Annotated in this window: 10 protein-coding genes; 1 reads left to right on the forward strand and 9 read right to left on the reverse strand. The window is 39.1% G+C overall.

Annotated features, from left to right (window positions below):
• The first annotated feature begins 139 nt into the window (after positions 1-139).
• Positions 140-1,021: a LysR family transcriptional regulator gene (locus tag QFZ28_RS00405; RefSeq protein WP_307192889.1), complete on the forward strand. Its 882-nt coding sequence runs from the start codon at positions 140-142 to the stop codon at positions 1,019-1,021.
• Between the two features lie 219 nt (positions 1,022-1,240).
• On the opposite strand, the gene QFZ28_RS00410 is transcribed toward QFZ28_RS00405, so the two are convergent.
• The 9 genes from QFZ28_RS00410 to essC all read right to left on the reverse strand — a co-directional run bounded on the left by QFZ28_RS00410 (position 1,241) and on the right by essC (position 15,834).
• Entirely contained in the window at positions 1,241-6,118 is a 4,878-nt protein-coding gene (locus QFZ28_RS00410) for an Ig-like domain-containing protein (protein ID WP_307192890.1), read from the reverse strand.
• A 15-nt stretch (positions 6,119-6,133) separates the two neighbouring features.
• Complete coding sequence (locus tag QFZ28_RS00415) at positions 6,134-6,577, reverse strand: hypothetical protein (protein ID WP_307192891.1); 444 nt, start codon at positions 6,575-6,577, stop codon at positions 6,134-6,136.
• Between the two features lie 14 nt (positions 6,578-6,591).
• A complete protein-coding gene (locus QFZ28_RS00420; protein ID WP_307192892.1) occupies positions 6,592-8,535 on the reverse strand; it encodes a serine/threonine-protein kinase in 1,944 nt (647 codons plus the stop codon).
• Between the two features lie 18 nt (positions 8,536-8,553).
• Positions 8,554-9,321 carry a PP2C family protein-serine/threonine phosphatase gene (locus tag QFZ28_RS00425; RefSeq protein ID WP_307192893.1) on the reverse strand — a complete coding sequence of 256 codons (768 nt, stop codon included), beginning with the start codon at positions 9,319-9,321 and terminating at the stop codon, positions 8,554-8,556.
• Between the two features lie 14 nt (positions 9,322-9,335).
• Positions 9,336-10,184, reverse strand: coding sequence for an FHA domain-containing protein (locus tag QFZ28_RS00430; RefSeq protein ID WP_307192894.1), 849 nt, complete (start codon positions 10,182-10,184; stop codon positions 9,336-9,338).
• Positions 10,185-10,298: 114 nt separating this feature from the next.
• Positions 10,299-10,601: a pore-forming ESAT-6 family protein gene (locus QFZ28_RS00435; RefSeq protein WP_307192895.1), complete on the reverse strand. Its 303-nt coding sequence runs from the start codon at positions 10,599-10,601 to the stop codon at positions 10,299-10,301.
• Positions 10,602-10,631: 30 nt separating this feature from the next.
• Positions 10,632-10,934: a WXG100 family type VII secretion target gene (locus QFZ28_RS00440; protein ID WP_307192896.1), complete on the reverse strand. Its 303-nt coding sequence runs from the start codon at positions 10,932-10,934 to the stop codon at positions 10,632-10,634.
• 36 nt (positions 10,935-10,970) lie between these two features.
• A complete protein-coding gene (locus tag QFZ28_RS00445) occupies positions 10,971-11,222 on the reverse strand; it encodes an EsaB/YukD family protein (protein WP_307192897.1) in 252 nt (83 codons plus the stop codon).
• A complete protein-coding gene (essC, locus tag QFZ28_RS00450) occupies positions 11,215-15,834 on the reverse strand; it encodes a type VII secretion protein EssC (RefSeq protein ID WP_307192898.1) in 4,620 nt (1,539 codons plus the stop codon). The genes QFZ28_RS00445 and essC overlap by 8 nt, the downstream gene beginning before the upstream one ends.
• Positions 15,835-15,906: the final 72 nt, after the last annotated feature.

The raw sequence follows: 15,906 nt of genomic DNA on the forward strand, positions 1-15,906 counted from the left end.
TTAATCATAGCTTGGCCGATAATTTCGTTCTTGGGGGTTAGATGAACTATTTTCAGTATACTCTAAAAACTTTGCATGAGTAAAATGATTGTTTATAATGTTATACATGAGATAGATTAATGTAAACAAGGAGAATAAGATGACAATAAGTCGTTTTGAGGTCTTTAACACAGTAGTCGAATTGGGAAGTCTTACAAAAGCTGGAGAAATGTTAAACTTAACACAGTCTGGAATCAGCCATGCAATTAATAGTCTTGAAAACGAATTAGGCTTTACCTTACTCAATAGAGGGCGTTCAGGTATTTATTTAACTAACAACGGCGAACGCATGCTTGCATATATTCGTGATATCTTGATCTTAAACGATAGAATGAAGCAAGAGGCAGCAGCAATTAACGGTTTAGAGGTAGGTGTAGTCCGAATAGGAACATTTGCAAGTGTCTCTGCACAATGGTTGCCCCATATTATAAAACAGTTTGAAAATGAACATCCAGGAATCGACGTGAAATTGTTTGAGGGCGATTATTCTACTATAGAGCAGTCGATTTTAAACGGGGTAATTGATTGCGGTTTTCTCACTTTACCTGTACCGAAGCCATTGGAAGTTCTTCCTTTAAAAAAGGATAAAATGCTTTGTATTATCTCAGATCAGCATCCTCTTCATAAACTAGATAGAATTTCCTTTAAACAAATAGAAGCAGAGCCTTTGATTATGCCCAAAGAAGGTTGGGACAATGAGGTAAGCCAAATTTTTAGAGAGAATAAAATAAAACCAAATGTGAAATTTGAGGTATCAGATGATCAAGCAATCATTGCTATGATACAAAATAATATAGGTATCAGCATACGTCCTGAAATGACTTTATCCCGTCTCCCTAATAACGTTCATATTCTTAATTTAGAAAAGGATTCTTTTCGTTTTATAGGTATTGCTACAAAACCTAATATGTCTCCTGCAACTAAAAAATGGATTGATTGTGTCCACTCGTGGTTAAGTGACAACAATTTATTGAATTTTTAACATTAAAATAGTTTTTTCAGTACTTAAATTGCTGACATAAAACATATTACTGCCAATCATGGAAGAAAGGTAATATTACGATCAAAAGATGAAAAGTTAGTTTCTTTATGTAAGTTTGCTCAACTTATGAAAAGCCTCCATTAAAATCCAATTTGCAGTATTTTTAATTAAAACAAAAGGCTGTAAATGATATTCTCATCATTCACAGCCCTCCTAGCTTTATTCCTCAAGTGATACTGTTTTCTTCCGTCTAACCAAAGCAGTAATCCCAATTCCTATTATTCCGAAAATCCCAATTAACGAGCCTGCAAACAATGGTTTGTTTTCATAAAACTTCACTAAAGCTGTCTTCTCGGCAATTTCAAACGGAATGACTGTAGTCGTTTTATTTCCCGCTTCATCTTCCGCTGTCACTTCCACTTTATATGAATTGATTTCTGAGAAAGTAGATGTAAAGATGGAAACACCATTCTCATCTGCTGATTCATCAAAGTTATGCAACTTGCCATTTACCAGAATGGATTTGATGGTATCGCGCGGATTATCAAGGGTAATCTCTGCTTTAACAGCCTCGAAGTATAGCTCATTCTGCTTAATACCATCGTAAATTACCTTTGGAGCCTTTTTATCAATAATAAACTCGACACTTAATTGCTTAATATTACCTGCCTTATCCTTTACTTCAAAGAACAAAACATGTTTACCTTCGGAAGTAATCGGATCGCCTAGCTTATACTCCCTGCCGTCCAAGGTGAGCGCAATAATGTCATATTCGTTCAAGTCCTCAATTAACAGTTCAGGTATTAAATCCTTATTAAAATAATTATTCGAAACAGGTTCTTTAAACTTGATGACTGGTGACGTTTTATCAATCGTAAAGACGATTGTTCTCGCACTAACATTGTTCGCTAAGTCTGTTACCGTTGCTTTGAAAACATAGTCTTTTTCCAACTCTAGATTCGTTCCGTTTTTGTAAGGAGCACCATTTAACGTAACAGAAGTTCTGCTTGGATCTAAATGAATGTCAGAATACGCAACCATTGGCTTCAGGTTCTCATTAAAGAAACCATCAAGAATGCCAGAAATCGATAATGCGGGCTTTGTCGTATCTACGGTAAACTTGATTTCCAATGTTGATTCATTGCCGGCTTTATCCCGAGCCACGACATTAAAGTGATACGCCATTTCCTTCGATGCAGTCGGAGCCGTTCTGCCGGCATTATCACCGTTTAATGTAACGGAAACGATTGTATCGTCTTTCTGATCCAAGGCAAATTCCGGAGTAAAAATTTCATTAATATATTCTCCATCTTTAATGACTCTGCTTTGCCCTTTGAATTTAGGGGTGATGACTGGTTTCGTCTTATCAATTGTGAAGCTGACTTGCTGGATAAAGCTATTTCCTGCTTTGTCTGTAGCTTCTACCGAGACATGATAGTCTCCCTCTTCACTAAAATTATGACTAAGCGATGCCGTGTTATTGCTGATAGAGAAGCCGCCGGTATTATAACGGGCACCATCTCTTGTAACGGTTATTTTGTTATTGTCTAAATTTACGTCACGAATTGCCACACTTACTTTCTTATCCACATTATAAAACGCATCCTGCTCCACACCAGTGATTTCTATAGCGGGTTTTGTTTTATCAATTGTAAATGTCCTGTTAACAGTGACAGGTCCATTGCCAGCCTTATCTGTCGATTTCACAAAGATTTCATACAACCCATCTTCGTTGAAATTATGGTTAATTGAAGAAAGTTGTTTTTGATTGGTAATGAACGTACCCAAATCATATGACTTGTTATCTTTTGTTACCGCTAGTTCGACTTTATTTGTCGGAAAATTCTTCTCCATTACGGATACTGTTACGTTTTTGTTCGCCGGGTTAAAGGAGTGATTGTCGACACCCTCCACTTCTATAACAGGCCTTGTGGAATCAATAATAAAATGAATCGGTCCGTGGACGGTTTTTCGCTTCGCTTTGTCCTTCGATTCCAAAGTCACAGTATAATTTCCTTCTTCTTTAAACGTGTAACGAAGTGCGCCTTCTGTTTTATAGCTTAATGCAATCTCACCAATGCTATAAGGCTCTCCATCTTTTAACACATTCAATTTTGTATTAGATAAGTCGATGTTCGTATCTTTTACCCAAAATGCTGCTGTCGTACTTTGGTAATTCTGATCATTCTCCATACCATCAGTTGCCACTATCGGATTAATCGTATCAATGGTAAAGGTTACGGTTTTTTCGACTGCAGTGTTTCCCGCTGCGTCTTCCGCGTTCACTTTAATGAAATACTCATAGTCATCGTTAAAATTGTAGGTAAGACTAGATAGCTCCGCAAAGTTCCTCCACTCACCAATCCAAACACTTTTACTTTCATTTGTAACCGTGTTTTTTTCTATTACCTCATACTGTACTTTGTTGTTAGCAAAATTATGTTCGTTCACTACGAGTGAAACATTTTTGCTCTCAGTGTCGTATGATTGGTCCTCCACCACTTCGTTGGTTTTCACATCGATAATATCAATTACCGGTTTAATTGTATCAACCGTGAACGATAACCCCATGTCGGGTGCTTTGTTACCTGCCTTATCTTCCGCACTTACTGTAATCTGATAATCTCCATCTTCAGTAAATTTCAATGGTAGTTCAGATTTTTCTCCTGTATTTACAAACGTTTCTTTTTTCTCACTATCATCTTTCTGAACCATAACGGTTACGTTGTTTGTTTCATAGTAGTATTCGTTAACCCCAATGACAACCTCACCGTTTTTCACAAAAGTACCATCATTAATTCCAGTGATCTCAACCTTTGGTGCCGTTCTGTCGATGGTAAACACTACAGTTCTAGAACTTACTTTTCCAAATCTGTCTACTGCGGTTACTTTTAGTTGATAAATACCTTCCTCTTCGAAAGTAAGGTTCATTTCACCTTTATAAAGCCACTTTAAGTAATCATAGATGTCCCAGTTGCCTGGTTTAAGTTCGGTTACCTGACTTCCATTTGTTCTTGTTATTTCAAGGGTTGTTTTGTTTTTATCAAACGTGTAATCATTTACGATTACGGATACATCCACCGTCTCACTATTATAATGTTCTTGATGTTTAACCCCTTTAAACTCGATATCTGGTTGGTTCGTATCAATCGTAATAGTTTTCCTTACTACACTTTCATTCTTAGCTTTATCTGTAGATTCTACTAATATTTCATAGACACCATCTTCTTTAAATAAATGCTGTGCTGTAACGGTTTCACCGTCCCGAACGAATGGTTCCATCCCATACTCTTCGCCATTTTTCTTTACCGATACGTTGTACAACTCATGATTCTTATCGGTTACCGTTATTTTTACTGTTTTTTCACCATCAACAACTAGTTCATCTTCTGCCATCACCGTACCGTCAAGGGAAACCGCCGCTTTTGGATTGGTATTATCAATTGTAAAAGAAACTGATTTTGCTGGTGCGACTTGCCCTAGTTTATCGGTTGAAGTGAGGGTAAGCTTATATTTTCCTTCAGTGGTAAAGGTATGTTTCGCCTCAGCCTTTGAGTCTGAGATGGCCTTTAGTTGAATCACTTCTGGATAAGCTGCTCCGTCTTTCTCAACTTTTAAACTGGTTTGAGTTAAATCAAGGGTTAAATCCTCAACCGATACCGTTACTTCCTTTTTACTTTTATCGGAGTTGTAATATTCTCCTGCATTCACTCCTGTGATTCCAAGTGTTGGCGCAGACTTATCGATAATAAATGTTACCTTTTTAGCTGCGGTATTCCCTGCTTTATCGGTGGCGCTTAACTCAAGTTCATAAGCACCTTCCTCAGTAAAAGAATGTTTTTTGTAGGCTTCTTCACCCGTATAGGTTGTTACTTGGTTTCCTGCCGTTACTTTAAGCTGTGTTTTACTTTCATCAACATTCGTGTCGGTCACACTGATTTCAGCATTTTTTGATTCACTGTATTCACCTTGATCATTAACACCGTTAATAGCTAGGACCGGTGCTGTATGATCAATTGTAAAGCTTGTGACTCCTAACTGATGTCCAGGATCCGTATTTTGCCGATCTTTTACTATCACACCTACCTTGTAATCACCATCCTCTGTCAGGGAAAGGACACCATTTTTACCTTTTCTCTCGAAACCTTTCACTTCTGTTGTCTTTTCGCCATTAACCGTTTTTTCAATGGCTGCACTTGCATCAAGAATGAGAATGTCACTTTCAATGTTGAGTTCAACCTGTTGATAATAACCACTTTCGTTTTGATCCTTTATGGTTAATCGTGGACCTTGTTTCACGATACCAAAACTCACTTTTGCTGGTTCACTTTTATTTCCTGCTTTATCCTTGGCAGCAATCGTCACTTCATAGAATCCAGTATTATCAAGAGTTAGGAACATTTCATTTTCTTTCCAGGCAGGCGCCTGTACAGGTTCGTAGGCAATTCCATCTTTTAAAATTGAAATCGTATCCTTCCCAGAAATAAAATGGCTATCAGTTACTTTTATACTCATCGAGACTGGCTTGCTAGTAAACGCTCCATCTGAAAAAATGCCATCTTCAAACCAAGGTGTAACATTTACTACAGGTTTTACGGCATCTCGAATTATAGTAAATGTGTTGGTTAAAGCTGGGATATTCCAAGAGTTCTCCTCAGCAAATTCCACCGTAACATGTAAACTGCCCTCGGGACTATCTGGCTGTACTGGGACGGAAACCAAATATTCCCCTAAAAAGCCTACTTCAGGATCCTTTATTTCCTCAACCTTTGCTGTTGTGATTTCACTGCCTTGGTAAGCAGCTTTAACAGCAAACGGTGCTTCTGCCCCCGCAACACCTTCACCCTGGCTGTTATTCTCAAAGTCTTCCTTTAAATCCACCTTAAAGGTAATACTATCTTTATTCGTCATCCAGTCTGGCTGGACACTCGACTCCATATCCCATCTGTCATCATTAAACACGATATATCGCTTTGCCCCATCCAGCGAAAATGCATTTGTGCTAAATACAAACACTGAAATAAGCAAAAGGATTACCGTTAATAACCAAATGACCTTCTTTTTACTGTTGTACCCTCTAGCTATCCTGTCTGCCATTCTACTAAACTCCCCTTAAATGAACGTGGTGGAATGAACAACCATCACATCTACTTCTTTTTTGAAAAAATCTTCTTCCTCTAGTAATAATGAAGTTTCCTCTATATCATTCGATAAAAGTGTTGTTTCATCAAGGTCTGCTGTTAACAATAAAGTTTCTTCGATATATCCATTACCCAGTAAGGCTGTTTCTTCGATTTCACTGCTCATAAGTTCCGTCTCTTGACTAGCTGCTGCCTCCCCTGCAAATTGCTTTTTTAACATAATTTCTTTTGTCAGCCGCTTTTCATTCGAATCATCCTGGGCTCTTTTCTTTTTATGTAATCTTTTCCGCAGGCTGATACCGGTTAAGTCCTCGACCACTTGTGCAATACCCATTTTGACGTAGAGAATAACTGAGATGATTAGGGTAATCATTGCACCGGCCATTCCTCCGTAAAGCATAATCTGGTACTCCATTTTCCTTCCCCTTTCTAGTTAATACTAAGATTATCAAACCTCCTTTTTAGCTTTTTAAAGGCTTCATTCTCTCCTGCTCCCTCCAGCGCATTTGCTTGTTCAAAAGTTAGCTTCGCTGCTTGATAATTTCGGCTGCCTTCTTCTTTACCTTGTTCGATATCTAACAATAAATTTCCAAGTTTAACATAGGCATCTATACCTTTCGGATCATTTTTTATCGCGTCTTGGAATTGCTCAACCGCACGGGCTGGCTCACCCATCTCTTGATATATGACGCCAATTTTCACTACTATATCCGCTTCATTACTTGCATTTAAATCCAAAAGGTTCTGATAATGCTGTATGGCTTGCTCGTAATCTTCCTTTGCAGTTACTTTATCCTTTGAATTTACACCTCTGCTATAGAAGGCTTGCGCTAATTTTTGCTCAAAATCCAATTCATACTTAATCAATAAGTTCTCGTTTTCGACTAAATGTAAAACCTCGTAGGCCTTTTCAACGATTTCGATTGCTTTTGTATTGGCGTCGGAAATTTGCCCTTTATACGAGATGTAAATATTCGCTAAAGAATTATAGTTATCAATTTTCCTGCGTTCATTGGGCAGCCGATCATTATACTTTTCAAACTCAAGCAGATTTTCGGAGAACTTTTTATAGTCAATATTCATGGAAATCATCGTTGTCGCTAATGCTTCATAATACTGCGCATCCGGAATTTCTTCTGGATCGACTTGATTAAAATGTTTTAACGCTTCCGAGTAATTACGTTTGATATCAAAATAGGTCATCCCCATCTTAAAGCGGACCTCATTATTCTCATGGATATCTCCGTACTCATCCTCAATATAGGCTTCTATCTTTGTTAATCCTGTATCCGTCTCATTTCGATTGCTATATAAATCTAGTAAATTGATATACGCTTCTGATCGGGTATTATCAATTGTCGTAATCGCTTTTTCTAACATTTCAATAGCTTTTTTATCCTCGCCATCCATTAAATAAACCGTGCTATCATTGACCAAGCTCATATAATCCTGGAACTGCGTATTTTTCACGCCTTTATAGCCAAACACGGATGTAGCCGTAAATGCTAGACACAAAACAACCGGTACAAGAAAAATGGAGAGCTTCTTGCGCAGCTTATTTTTATATCCTGCTGTCAGCTTGTTAATATTTTTAAGGTCGTAGGATAGTTCACTGCAGCTCTGATAGCGGTTGGTTGGTTCCGACTGAGTCGCTTTGTTAATAATATGTTCAAGACCTTCAGGAAGGGTTGGATCCCAATGGCGGATTGGCTTAAGCTCAAAGGGCGGCTCATTTAAACTCTTACCGGTGACAAGTTGATACAAGGTAACCCCTAAGCTATAGATATCGGTGCGCGCATCTGTCTGTTTGCCAGACATCTGCTCGGGCGCAGCATAGGATTTCGTTCCTAAATTCGTTGTATCCGTAGAACTCTCGGTTTTGAATTCCCTTGCAATTCCAAAGTCAATCAGCTTAATTTTCCCTTCGGGAGTTAGCATAATATTATCTGGTTTCATATCTCGATAAATAATTGGGTACGGTTTCCTTGTATGTAAGTACTCTAGTACCTCACTCAACTGTCTTGCCCAATCAATTACCTGATTCGCAGAAATCGTCTTTTCTCTTTTCAGTTTCTCTTTTAAAGACTCGCCTTCGATATAGTCCATGACCACATAGATATCGCCTTCAGATTCGATAATATCGTAGATTTTTGGCAGCGCTCCATGGTCAAGTACTTTGAGCATATTGGCTTCAACAATCAAGCTGTTGATTAGAAGTTCGTTATCACTAGACGCACGTTTCCGTATATCCTTCACGACTAATGATTTGTTCAGCCTATTATCCATCGCCAAATAAACGATACTCATCCCGCCGCGGCCAATTTCCTTTAATATTTCATATCTTTCATCGATTAACGACCCAATTTGTATCAAGTAAAACGCCCCCGCTGCTTACAAAACTTTTGCTGCTACAACCGAAATATTATCTTCTTCTTTTCTTGCCTTGACTAATTCGACTAAGTCGACAATTTTATTTTTCAATTGCTGATCATTCGTTATCGTATCTGGTTCGAGATTCAACGCTAACTCTTCCTCCGTAATCTGATGGTAAAATCCATCTGAACATAGCATTAATACTGTGTTTGCTTGGACATCACCTGTGGAAAATTCAATTTCAATTTCTTTTGTTGCCCCAACACATTGCAGCAGGACATTTCTGCGTGGATCAATTTTGGCCTGTTCTTCCGTTATGTTCCCACGGGCCACTTCTCTTGCTACTAATGTTTGGTCCTTTGTGAGTTGGTTAGTGGATGTAGAAATGCTGTATGCCCGGCTATCTCCGACATGTGCAATATAATATTTATTGTGAACGATTAGCAGTACGGTCAGGGTTGTCCCTAAATTCGCTTTTGAGTTCTCACCGTAGTTGAGGATTTTCTCATTCAATTGTTTAATGCACTTTTCTACTTCTGAATAGATTTCTTCCTCAATGTGCTCTGAGCGCGAGAGTCTCGGCATTTCCGCATCAAACCACTCTGCCATGCCTCTAATGACCGTCGCACTTGCCAACTCACCGTGCGACAAGCCGCCCATCCCATCACAGATGATAAATAGACCTACTGGACCTCTCGGAGTTTTGGCTGTCTTAAGTAACAAGGCATCTTGGTTGGTCTTCTTTTTAATACCAACATCCGTATGGTGCGCTGTTAAAAATGCCATCAGATAACCTCCTTTTAAAATAACTTGAAAATAAATTCTTGATTAGCAAGTTTAATACGGTCTTCGTGTTTAATTTTGGTCTTTTCATTTGGAGACAGTTTGACTCCGTTAAGAAAGCTGCCATTTCTTGAATGTTTATCAATTAGAAAATATTCGCCATCAGAGGTAACCAATTCTGCATGTATCCGCCCAATCACTTTGTTGTTCGAAGCATAATCGGCTTGTTCAGGGTCTCTTCCTATTTTAAAAACTTCTTTCGTTACGAGTATTTTGGCACCGGTTTCCGTCTCTAAAAGAAATGGTTTTTGCAGACTTCCATTGTTTATCCCTAATGCTGTGGTACCTTCTTCATACTCGTCCGGCTCGTTAAAAGCCTCTAACACGAAAGTCCCCTCATCCGCCAGTGCTAATGCACGCGTGATGAATCCCGGACCTGGACTGTAAAAATTGGAGTTCGTTACCTGAACAGCCTCGTTTTTATCTCCACCTCCGCCTGAAAACTCAGTCAGTTTTTCTTTAAACTCCTGCAGCTGGAATGTCGGCGTACCCGCTAGGTAATTATGAAGCTTGATAAAAAACTGCAAATCGCCATTTTCATCATAGGATGTGGAAGCGATTAACTCTTTGAAAAATTTACTCATTGATACCTTTTCAAAGACATTATCTTTTATGGGATGGCACATAAATACTAATCTATTTGAAAAGTGATCAAGAAAAATATGTTTCTTGTCTAGCAAAATGTTTTCGAGGTCTACACTGCTTTTCTCTAACTCCATTAAACTGTCAATAATGTTTACTAAATGGGTCATCAGCTGTACTTTCGTAAGCGTCCCTGAAAAAAGCTTATCCAAGTTGGTTTTCATCCTATCGTCTCCATTTTTAGGGTTTCAACACTACCCGTTATTACTTGCTTTCGTAATGGTGTTGTTCCTAACTCTCCTCTAAAAAGAGAGTTAGGAACAGGACAACCTGCAGGCTTATTTAAATGCACTCGCGTTGCTGTTGACCGCGGTTTCTGTAGAGTTATAGGCATTTACAGTTTGATCTAAAAACTTTGCATAGCTATCAACAATTTCACGGAAGTTATCGAACTTTGGTGTAAGTGCATTGAAATTATTTCGAATTGTATTCGATGCATCACTATTCCATGAATTCGCTAAAGCATTCATTTCTCTCTTAATCTCATCCAATCTGCCCGTTAATTGTTGGTTTAAATTACGGATTTGATTGGCTGTACTGCTAACCTCATTCAGGGATATTTTGATTCCTTCTACTGCCATCGTTTCCACCTCACATTCATTAAAACCCTATTAGTTCGTTAAACGTCGCGCTCCATTAATGACCTCATTTTGAGTGTCACGATAAGTGCGGGCACTTACTTTCAAGAATTCAGAGTATTGTTTCATTAAATTCGTCATCTGATTGAAATCATCCATAAATCCTTTAATCTGATTAACATAAGCCAAGTTATCAGTACCCTGCCAAGCAGCCTGCATCCCTTCAACTTCGTTGAAAAGAGCTTTATAAACTCGCTCATAATCAGCGGATTGCTGGTCAATCTTTGCAGCAGCAGTGTCTAGCTTTGCAGGATCAACTGTGATTGTTCTTGCCATTCTTTTCACCTCCTTTAAAGTGCCATCAGCACCAGTTTACAAAATCATCAGCTTTGAGCCATTTTTCAAACCAATTTCTTCGATGGTCCTGTTGATATCAAATACATTTCCAGTAATTCGGTCACATAAAACCGTTTGCTCTGTTGCCTTGTAATCCCCTTGTGAAAGGTCGGAGATTGTATGTGTCAGCAGATAGACAACTTCATATACAGGACTTTTCAGCGGTATAAATACGTCATAAGTGTTGTTTGAAGCCGGGTTATAAATCTCGACTAAAATCTTATGCATATTGCACTGCCTCCTCTTCACTCGCTGCAGTAGTGAGAAGTTTTACTAGTTTTACTTTCCCTTTGTTCACTGCATAGCCGAAGTCCTCTGGTAGTTCACCATACATATCATTGGTAATTTTATTGATTTTCAGCGTGTATTGTTCAGCAATACCATTGCCTGCCCAAACACCTTCACTCAGTGATACTTGTTTTTGGAACCACGGTTCATACGTGTATGAGCTAAGTTTATCAACAGCATCGGAGAAGATAATCGTTACGTTCAGTCCATTTACTCGTTCTAAAAAGACCTTCAATTTATCCATTCCGTCCTCAGAGAGCTGTGCATTCAATTCCGTGAAAGAATGGATGAGGCATGTGATGTTTTCAAACACCGGTGCTGGTTTGCCTTCCGCGACTGCATCCTTTGTAGTGTTGTTGCGGTACACCAATGTATTAAATAAATAGACAATCGTCTCTTCTAATTGTTTTGGTCCTGTCACATATTGATACGTGCGGCTGCTGTCAGATAAAAAGCTGCTAGCAGCATCGATGACAATTACCTCTCTCCGATCTTTCATCGAGATAACTTCCGCAAGTCCCTGCATGAAAGCTGAGGATTCATCACCCGTAAGCGAAGTTACGAGACTAACCTCTGGAGCAGTAAAGTCATAAGTATAAATACTTAAGGAATCCTTCTCGACCCCAATCGGTATTCTGTTTGTTTGATTAAAACGGATTTCATCCTGCAAATATTCGACATCTACTTTATCTGGAAGAACCGGAATTCGTTTTGCTGAATTCTTATTCCATTTCCGCTGGTGCTCACGGCAATAACCTGTTACAAAGCTGTATAAGTCTCCTGCTCCTTTTGAAAGTTGCGCAACTTGGAATTCATAAACATTCTCTGTTTTAAAAATACCTCTTCCTTTATTTTTCGATGGATAAACTCCATCAACATTGCCTAACACACCAGAATATTCCGTTGTATCATTCAACTGCAGGACATACATTTGCTTGAAGTTCTGCAGAAGCCGGTATCGAATGGCACCTGTGTTTAACGCCGTTACTAGAAAAAAGATTCCGTATTTCGTTCCTTCTCGAGTCAAAAACGAAATGGCTTCCTCATGGTGTTCATACATCTCTGAAAAAGCAGAGTAATTATGAATTATCAAAACAAGCGAAGGTACTTTTTCGTTCGACTGCTGATTGAAGGTTTTAAAGTCTCCTCCATAATTTGCGAATTGTTTCTTTCTTGCTGCGATTTCACGATTCATCATTTTAAAGAGATTATCGATTTTTTCTCCTTCATGTGACAGCATGACATCGCCAACATGCGGGGACTCACGATACCAGCTTAACGTTTCTGACCCAAAGTCTAGTAAATAGAGATTTACTTCTTCAGGCGTATGTTCTTCCATCAAGGAATAGATAAGCGACGTCAAGAAGGTTGTTTTCCCACTTCCAGCCACCCCATATACAACCGAATTGCCTTCTTGGGTGATTGGCAGCCTCAACAATGCCTGGCGTTGATTGGCTGGGTCATCATACTCACCAATCACAGGATTTAGTTCAAACTGTTGCGAAACATCCTCTCGATACTTTTCCTTTAATTCATCTAGGTAGATATTAGCTGGGATTGGATCCAACCAAAGCTGTTTTACTTTAATATTTTCTTGGTTTGCAAGATTTGCTAAATAGTTTGTGACTTCATCAATTTGACTCGCTGGGTTTTTGACTGTATTTTTCCGCTTATCAATTCTAGCGGATTTCATTACACGACCTAAATTATCAATGACCGTAATCCCATCATCTTTTGTTTTTTCCACCTTATCTGCAGGGTAATACGGCGCCCCTGCCCAAGCAGATTGACCAAGTTCAAATAGTTCGTTATAGCCCACTTGCAAGTAGAATCTTCCGGCTTGTGATAACTCAGCGGCATCCGGTCGTTTAATGACTTCCATACTGTCCGCCTTTTCCTGAACCTTAAGACTAATACGGAATTTACTGTTACTCCAAATTTGATCATCGACAACCCCTGAAGGTTTTTGCGTCGCTAAAATCAAATGGATGCCTAAGCTTCTTCCAATCCGGGCGGCACTGACAAGCTGGTCCATAAATTCCGGCTGCTGCGTTTTTAACTCGGCAAACTCATCGGAAATCATGAATAAATGTTGTAATGGCTCTGAAACGGCACCTTCACGGTATAACTTTTGGTACTTATAAATATCAATATTGCTCTCATTCAACACTCTGCTGGTTTCACTAAAAATGGCTTGGCGCCGCTTAAGTTCACTTTGAATACTAATCAGTGAACGTTTGACGGCTGCACCATCAAGGTTGGTAATCGTCCCTGCTAAATGCGGCAGTTTCAGGAAGGCATTGGCCATCCCGCCGCCCTTGTAATCGATTAAAATAAAGGCGACTTCGTCTGGGTGGTAGTTTACCGCTAACGATAAGATAAAGGTCATAATAAACTCACTCTTACCAGAACCGGTCATACCTGCAATCAATCCATGTGGTCCATGGTATTTTTCATGGAGATCAAGTTTAAAAGGCTCTCCCTGCTGGTTGACACCAATCCGCGTTTCAATTGTTTGAGTCGGATTATTTTCCTTCCATCTTGTCGGCGAATTTAAATGCTGCACTTTTCCAACACCAAACATTTCTAAAAAGGTGATCATATCAGGAAGTGTGTAGGATTTCACAGAAGAAACTAGCTGGATATTGGCCAACTCTACGGCAATAGGTTCTGCGTCCTGTTGTAAAAAAATATCGGCGGTAAAATTTTGAACCTTCCCTGAGATATCGTCCTTATCGAAGATTTTGCTGATTTTGTCTTTAAGCTCCACGACATTCGTGCACTCTTTCGGCAGCATTTCCAAACTGTTATACAAAGTAATCAAGCTGAAGCCAATCTCTTTCTTCTCTTTTAAAAGCAAATTCACCATTTCAGCTTTTCCTGCTAACTCTTTGCTCATCGAAAAAACGACATAATGCTGCTTTATTTCTGCATCATTACTGTCAGCCATGGCTGCTCGATGGGTAATCTCTTTTTCAAAATAAGCGGAAAGCTCCTTAATTTCATTTGCGTCTGTGGCAATAAAGCGGACATTTTTCCCATCATCCCAGACATGCGGCAGCCACTTGACGAACTTCCAACACTCTTGTTCCTCTTTATCATAAATAAACACTAGTTTTAATTCGTCATAACTATGTAAGGCCGCTAATTGAAAAATAATCCCTTTAGCGAACTCCACAACACTTTCCCTTTTTCCAATAATCCCGCTTACGCGCTCATCCATAAGCGATATGGTGACAGGCACCTGTCTTAAGATTTGAGGAGATTCTACCCACTGGTACAATTCATCCTGAAGGTTGTCATCCTCAAGCGTAAATTTCTTTTCCGGATATTTAATGTCTGCATTTAACGGCAAATTGCCTAAACCGACTCTTACCTTAAGAAAATCATTTTGTCCTAGTGTACGTTCCCACAAATTACGTTCACGGTTGCGAATCCTTTTTAAGTACAGGTAAAGGGGAATATGGTTTTCATGCAAGATCTCACTTTGATACCTGCATTCGTCCGCCACCACCTGTTTCATCTCTTCTATGTACTTGCGGTATTTTTCCTGACGTATTTTCTCCTGCTCCATCCGCCGTTTCTTCTCATACCTTTTTGTTAAAATCGGCCAAAGAATCATCCCAATCATCATACTTACTGACATGATAAGCGTAGGCATTGCGTACATAATGTCTCCATTCGTCCGCATTACATTTTGAACCGCAAATATTCCTGTAAACAGCGACGCCATCCCCATCGTAATCGATGGACCGAGCATGAGCATTAAGGGTGTTTCTTCGGAATTATTTCGCTGGGGCGGCGGATCAATTTTAATTGTCTTTCGCTCAATATCTCGTTTAAACCTTGGTGAACGAAAAAACAAATCATCCTGTTCCTCTTCGGTTAGAAAATCATCGAGACTCTCATCTTCTTGGACAATCGGCTGGTCAACAACAAAAGGTTTAAAAGTCTTTCGATTTAAGAGCACTAATTGGTGAGGATTATTTAACGACAGTAATCGTCCATTGTAAATAATCCTTAAGCTCATTATCGAAATCACGTCACCAATGGCGAGCACTTTTTCCTTAATTCTTTCACCGTTGACATATGTACCGTTTGAACTGTTATTGTCCCGGATTATAGCTTGACCATTCCCATCATATTCAACGGAACAGTGTGAACTGGATACCAATTTGTTGGTAAAACAAATGTCGTTATCTTTGGCTCGCCCAATCCTAATCACATCGGCTGATACCTTATGTCTTGTAAACTCATTTCGTCCATCACTCGCTGGTTCTACATATAATAGCGCTGTCGAATCTTGATCACGGTAGATGGTATACGTCATAAAAGGCTCCACTGGGACTTTTCTAACTTTTTCACCAGCAGCGCCCTTTAGGTAGGCATATTTATTTGATTTTACAAACCACATGCCGTTTTCGGCTTCAATAGCCATTAAATCAATTGTATTACCATCTTTATCAACACTGGTGAGAACGTATCTCCCGGTTATTTTTTCAGGTAAAACTAGATTAAATGCTTTACCTCTATCAAACAACGTTACTATCAAAACATTTCTCTCCCTGCTCAAGTAGAAACAATTTCCTATATTTGTTATTATAAAGCAGTTTTCAATTTGGTC

This window comes from Neobacillus niacini (assembly GCF_030817695.1).
GTDB lineage: Bacteria > Bacillota > Bacilli > Bacillales > Cytobacillaceae > Neobacillus > Neobacillus niacini_F.

Bases quoted from the DNA above. Each gene is read 5' to 3' on its own strand.
- QFZ28_RS00405 (WP_307192889.1), top strand. From the start codon at position 140: ATGACAATAAGTCGTTTTGAGGTCTTTAACACAGTAGTCGAATTGGGA.
- QFZ28_RS00410 (WP_307192890.1), bottom strand. From the start codon at position 6,118: ATGGCAGACAGGATAGCTAGAGGGTACAACAGTAAAAAGAAGGTCATT.
- QFZ28_RS00415 (WP_307192891.1), bottom strand. From the start codon at position 6,577: ATGGAGTACCAGATTATGCTTTACGGAGGAATGGCCGGTGCAATGATT.
- QFZ28_RS00425 (WP_307192893.1), bottom strand. From the start codon at position 9,321: ATGGCATTTTTAACAGCGCACCATACGGATGTTGGTATTAAAAAGAAG.
- QFZ28_RS00430 (WP_307192894.1), bottom strand. From the start codon at position 10,184: ATGAAAACCAACTTGGATAAGCTTTTTTCAGGGACGCTTACGAAAGTA.
- QFZ28_RS00435 (WP_307192895.1), bottom strand. From the start codon at position 10,601: ATGGCAGTAGAAGGAATCAAAATATCCCTGAATGAGGTTAGCAGTACA.
- QFZ28_RS00440 (WP_307192896.1), bottom strand. From the start codon at position 10,934: ATGGCAAGAACAATCACAGTTGATCCTGCAAAGCTAGACACTGCTGCT.
- QFZ28_RS00445 (WP_307192897.1), bottom strand. From the start codon at position 11,222: ATGCATAAGATTTTAGTCGAGATTTATAACCCGGCTTCAAACAACACT.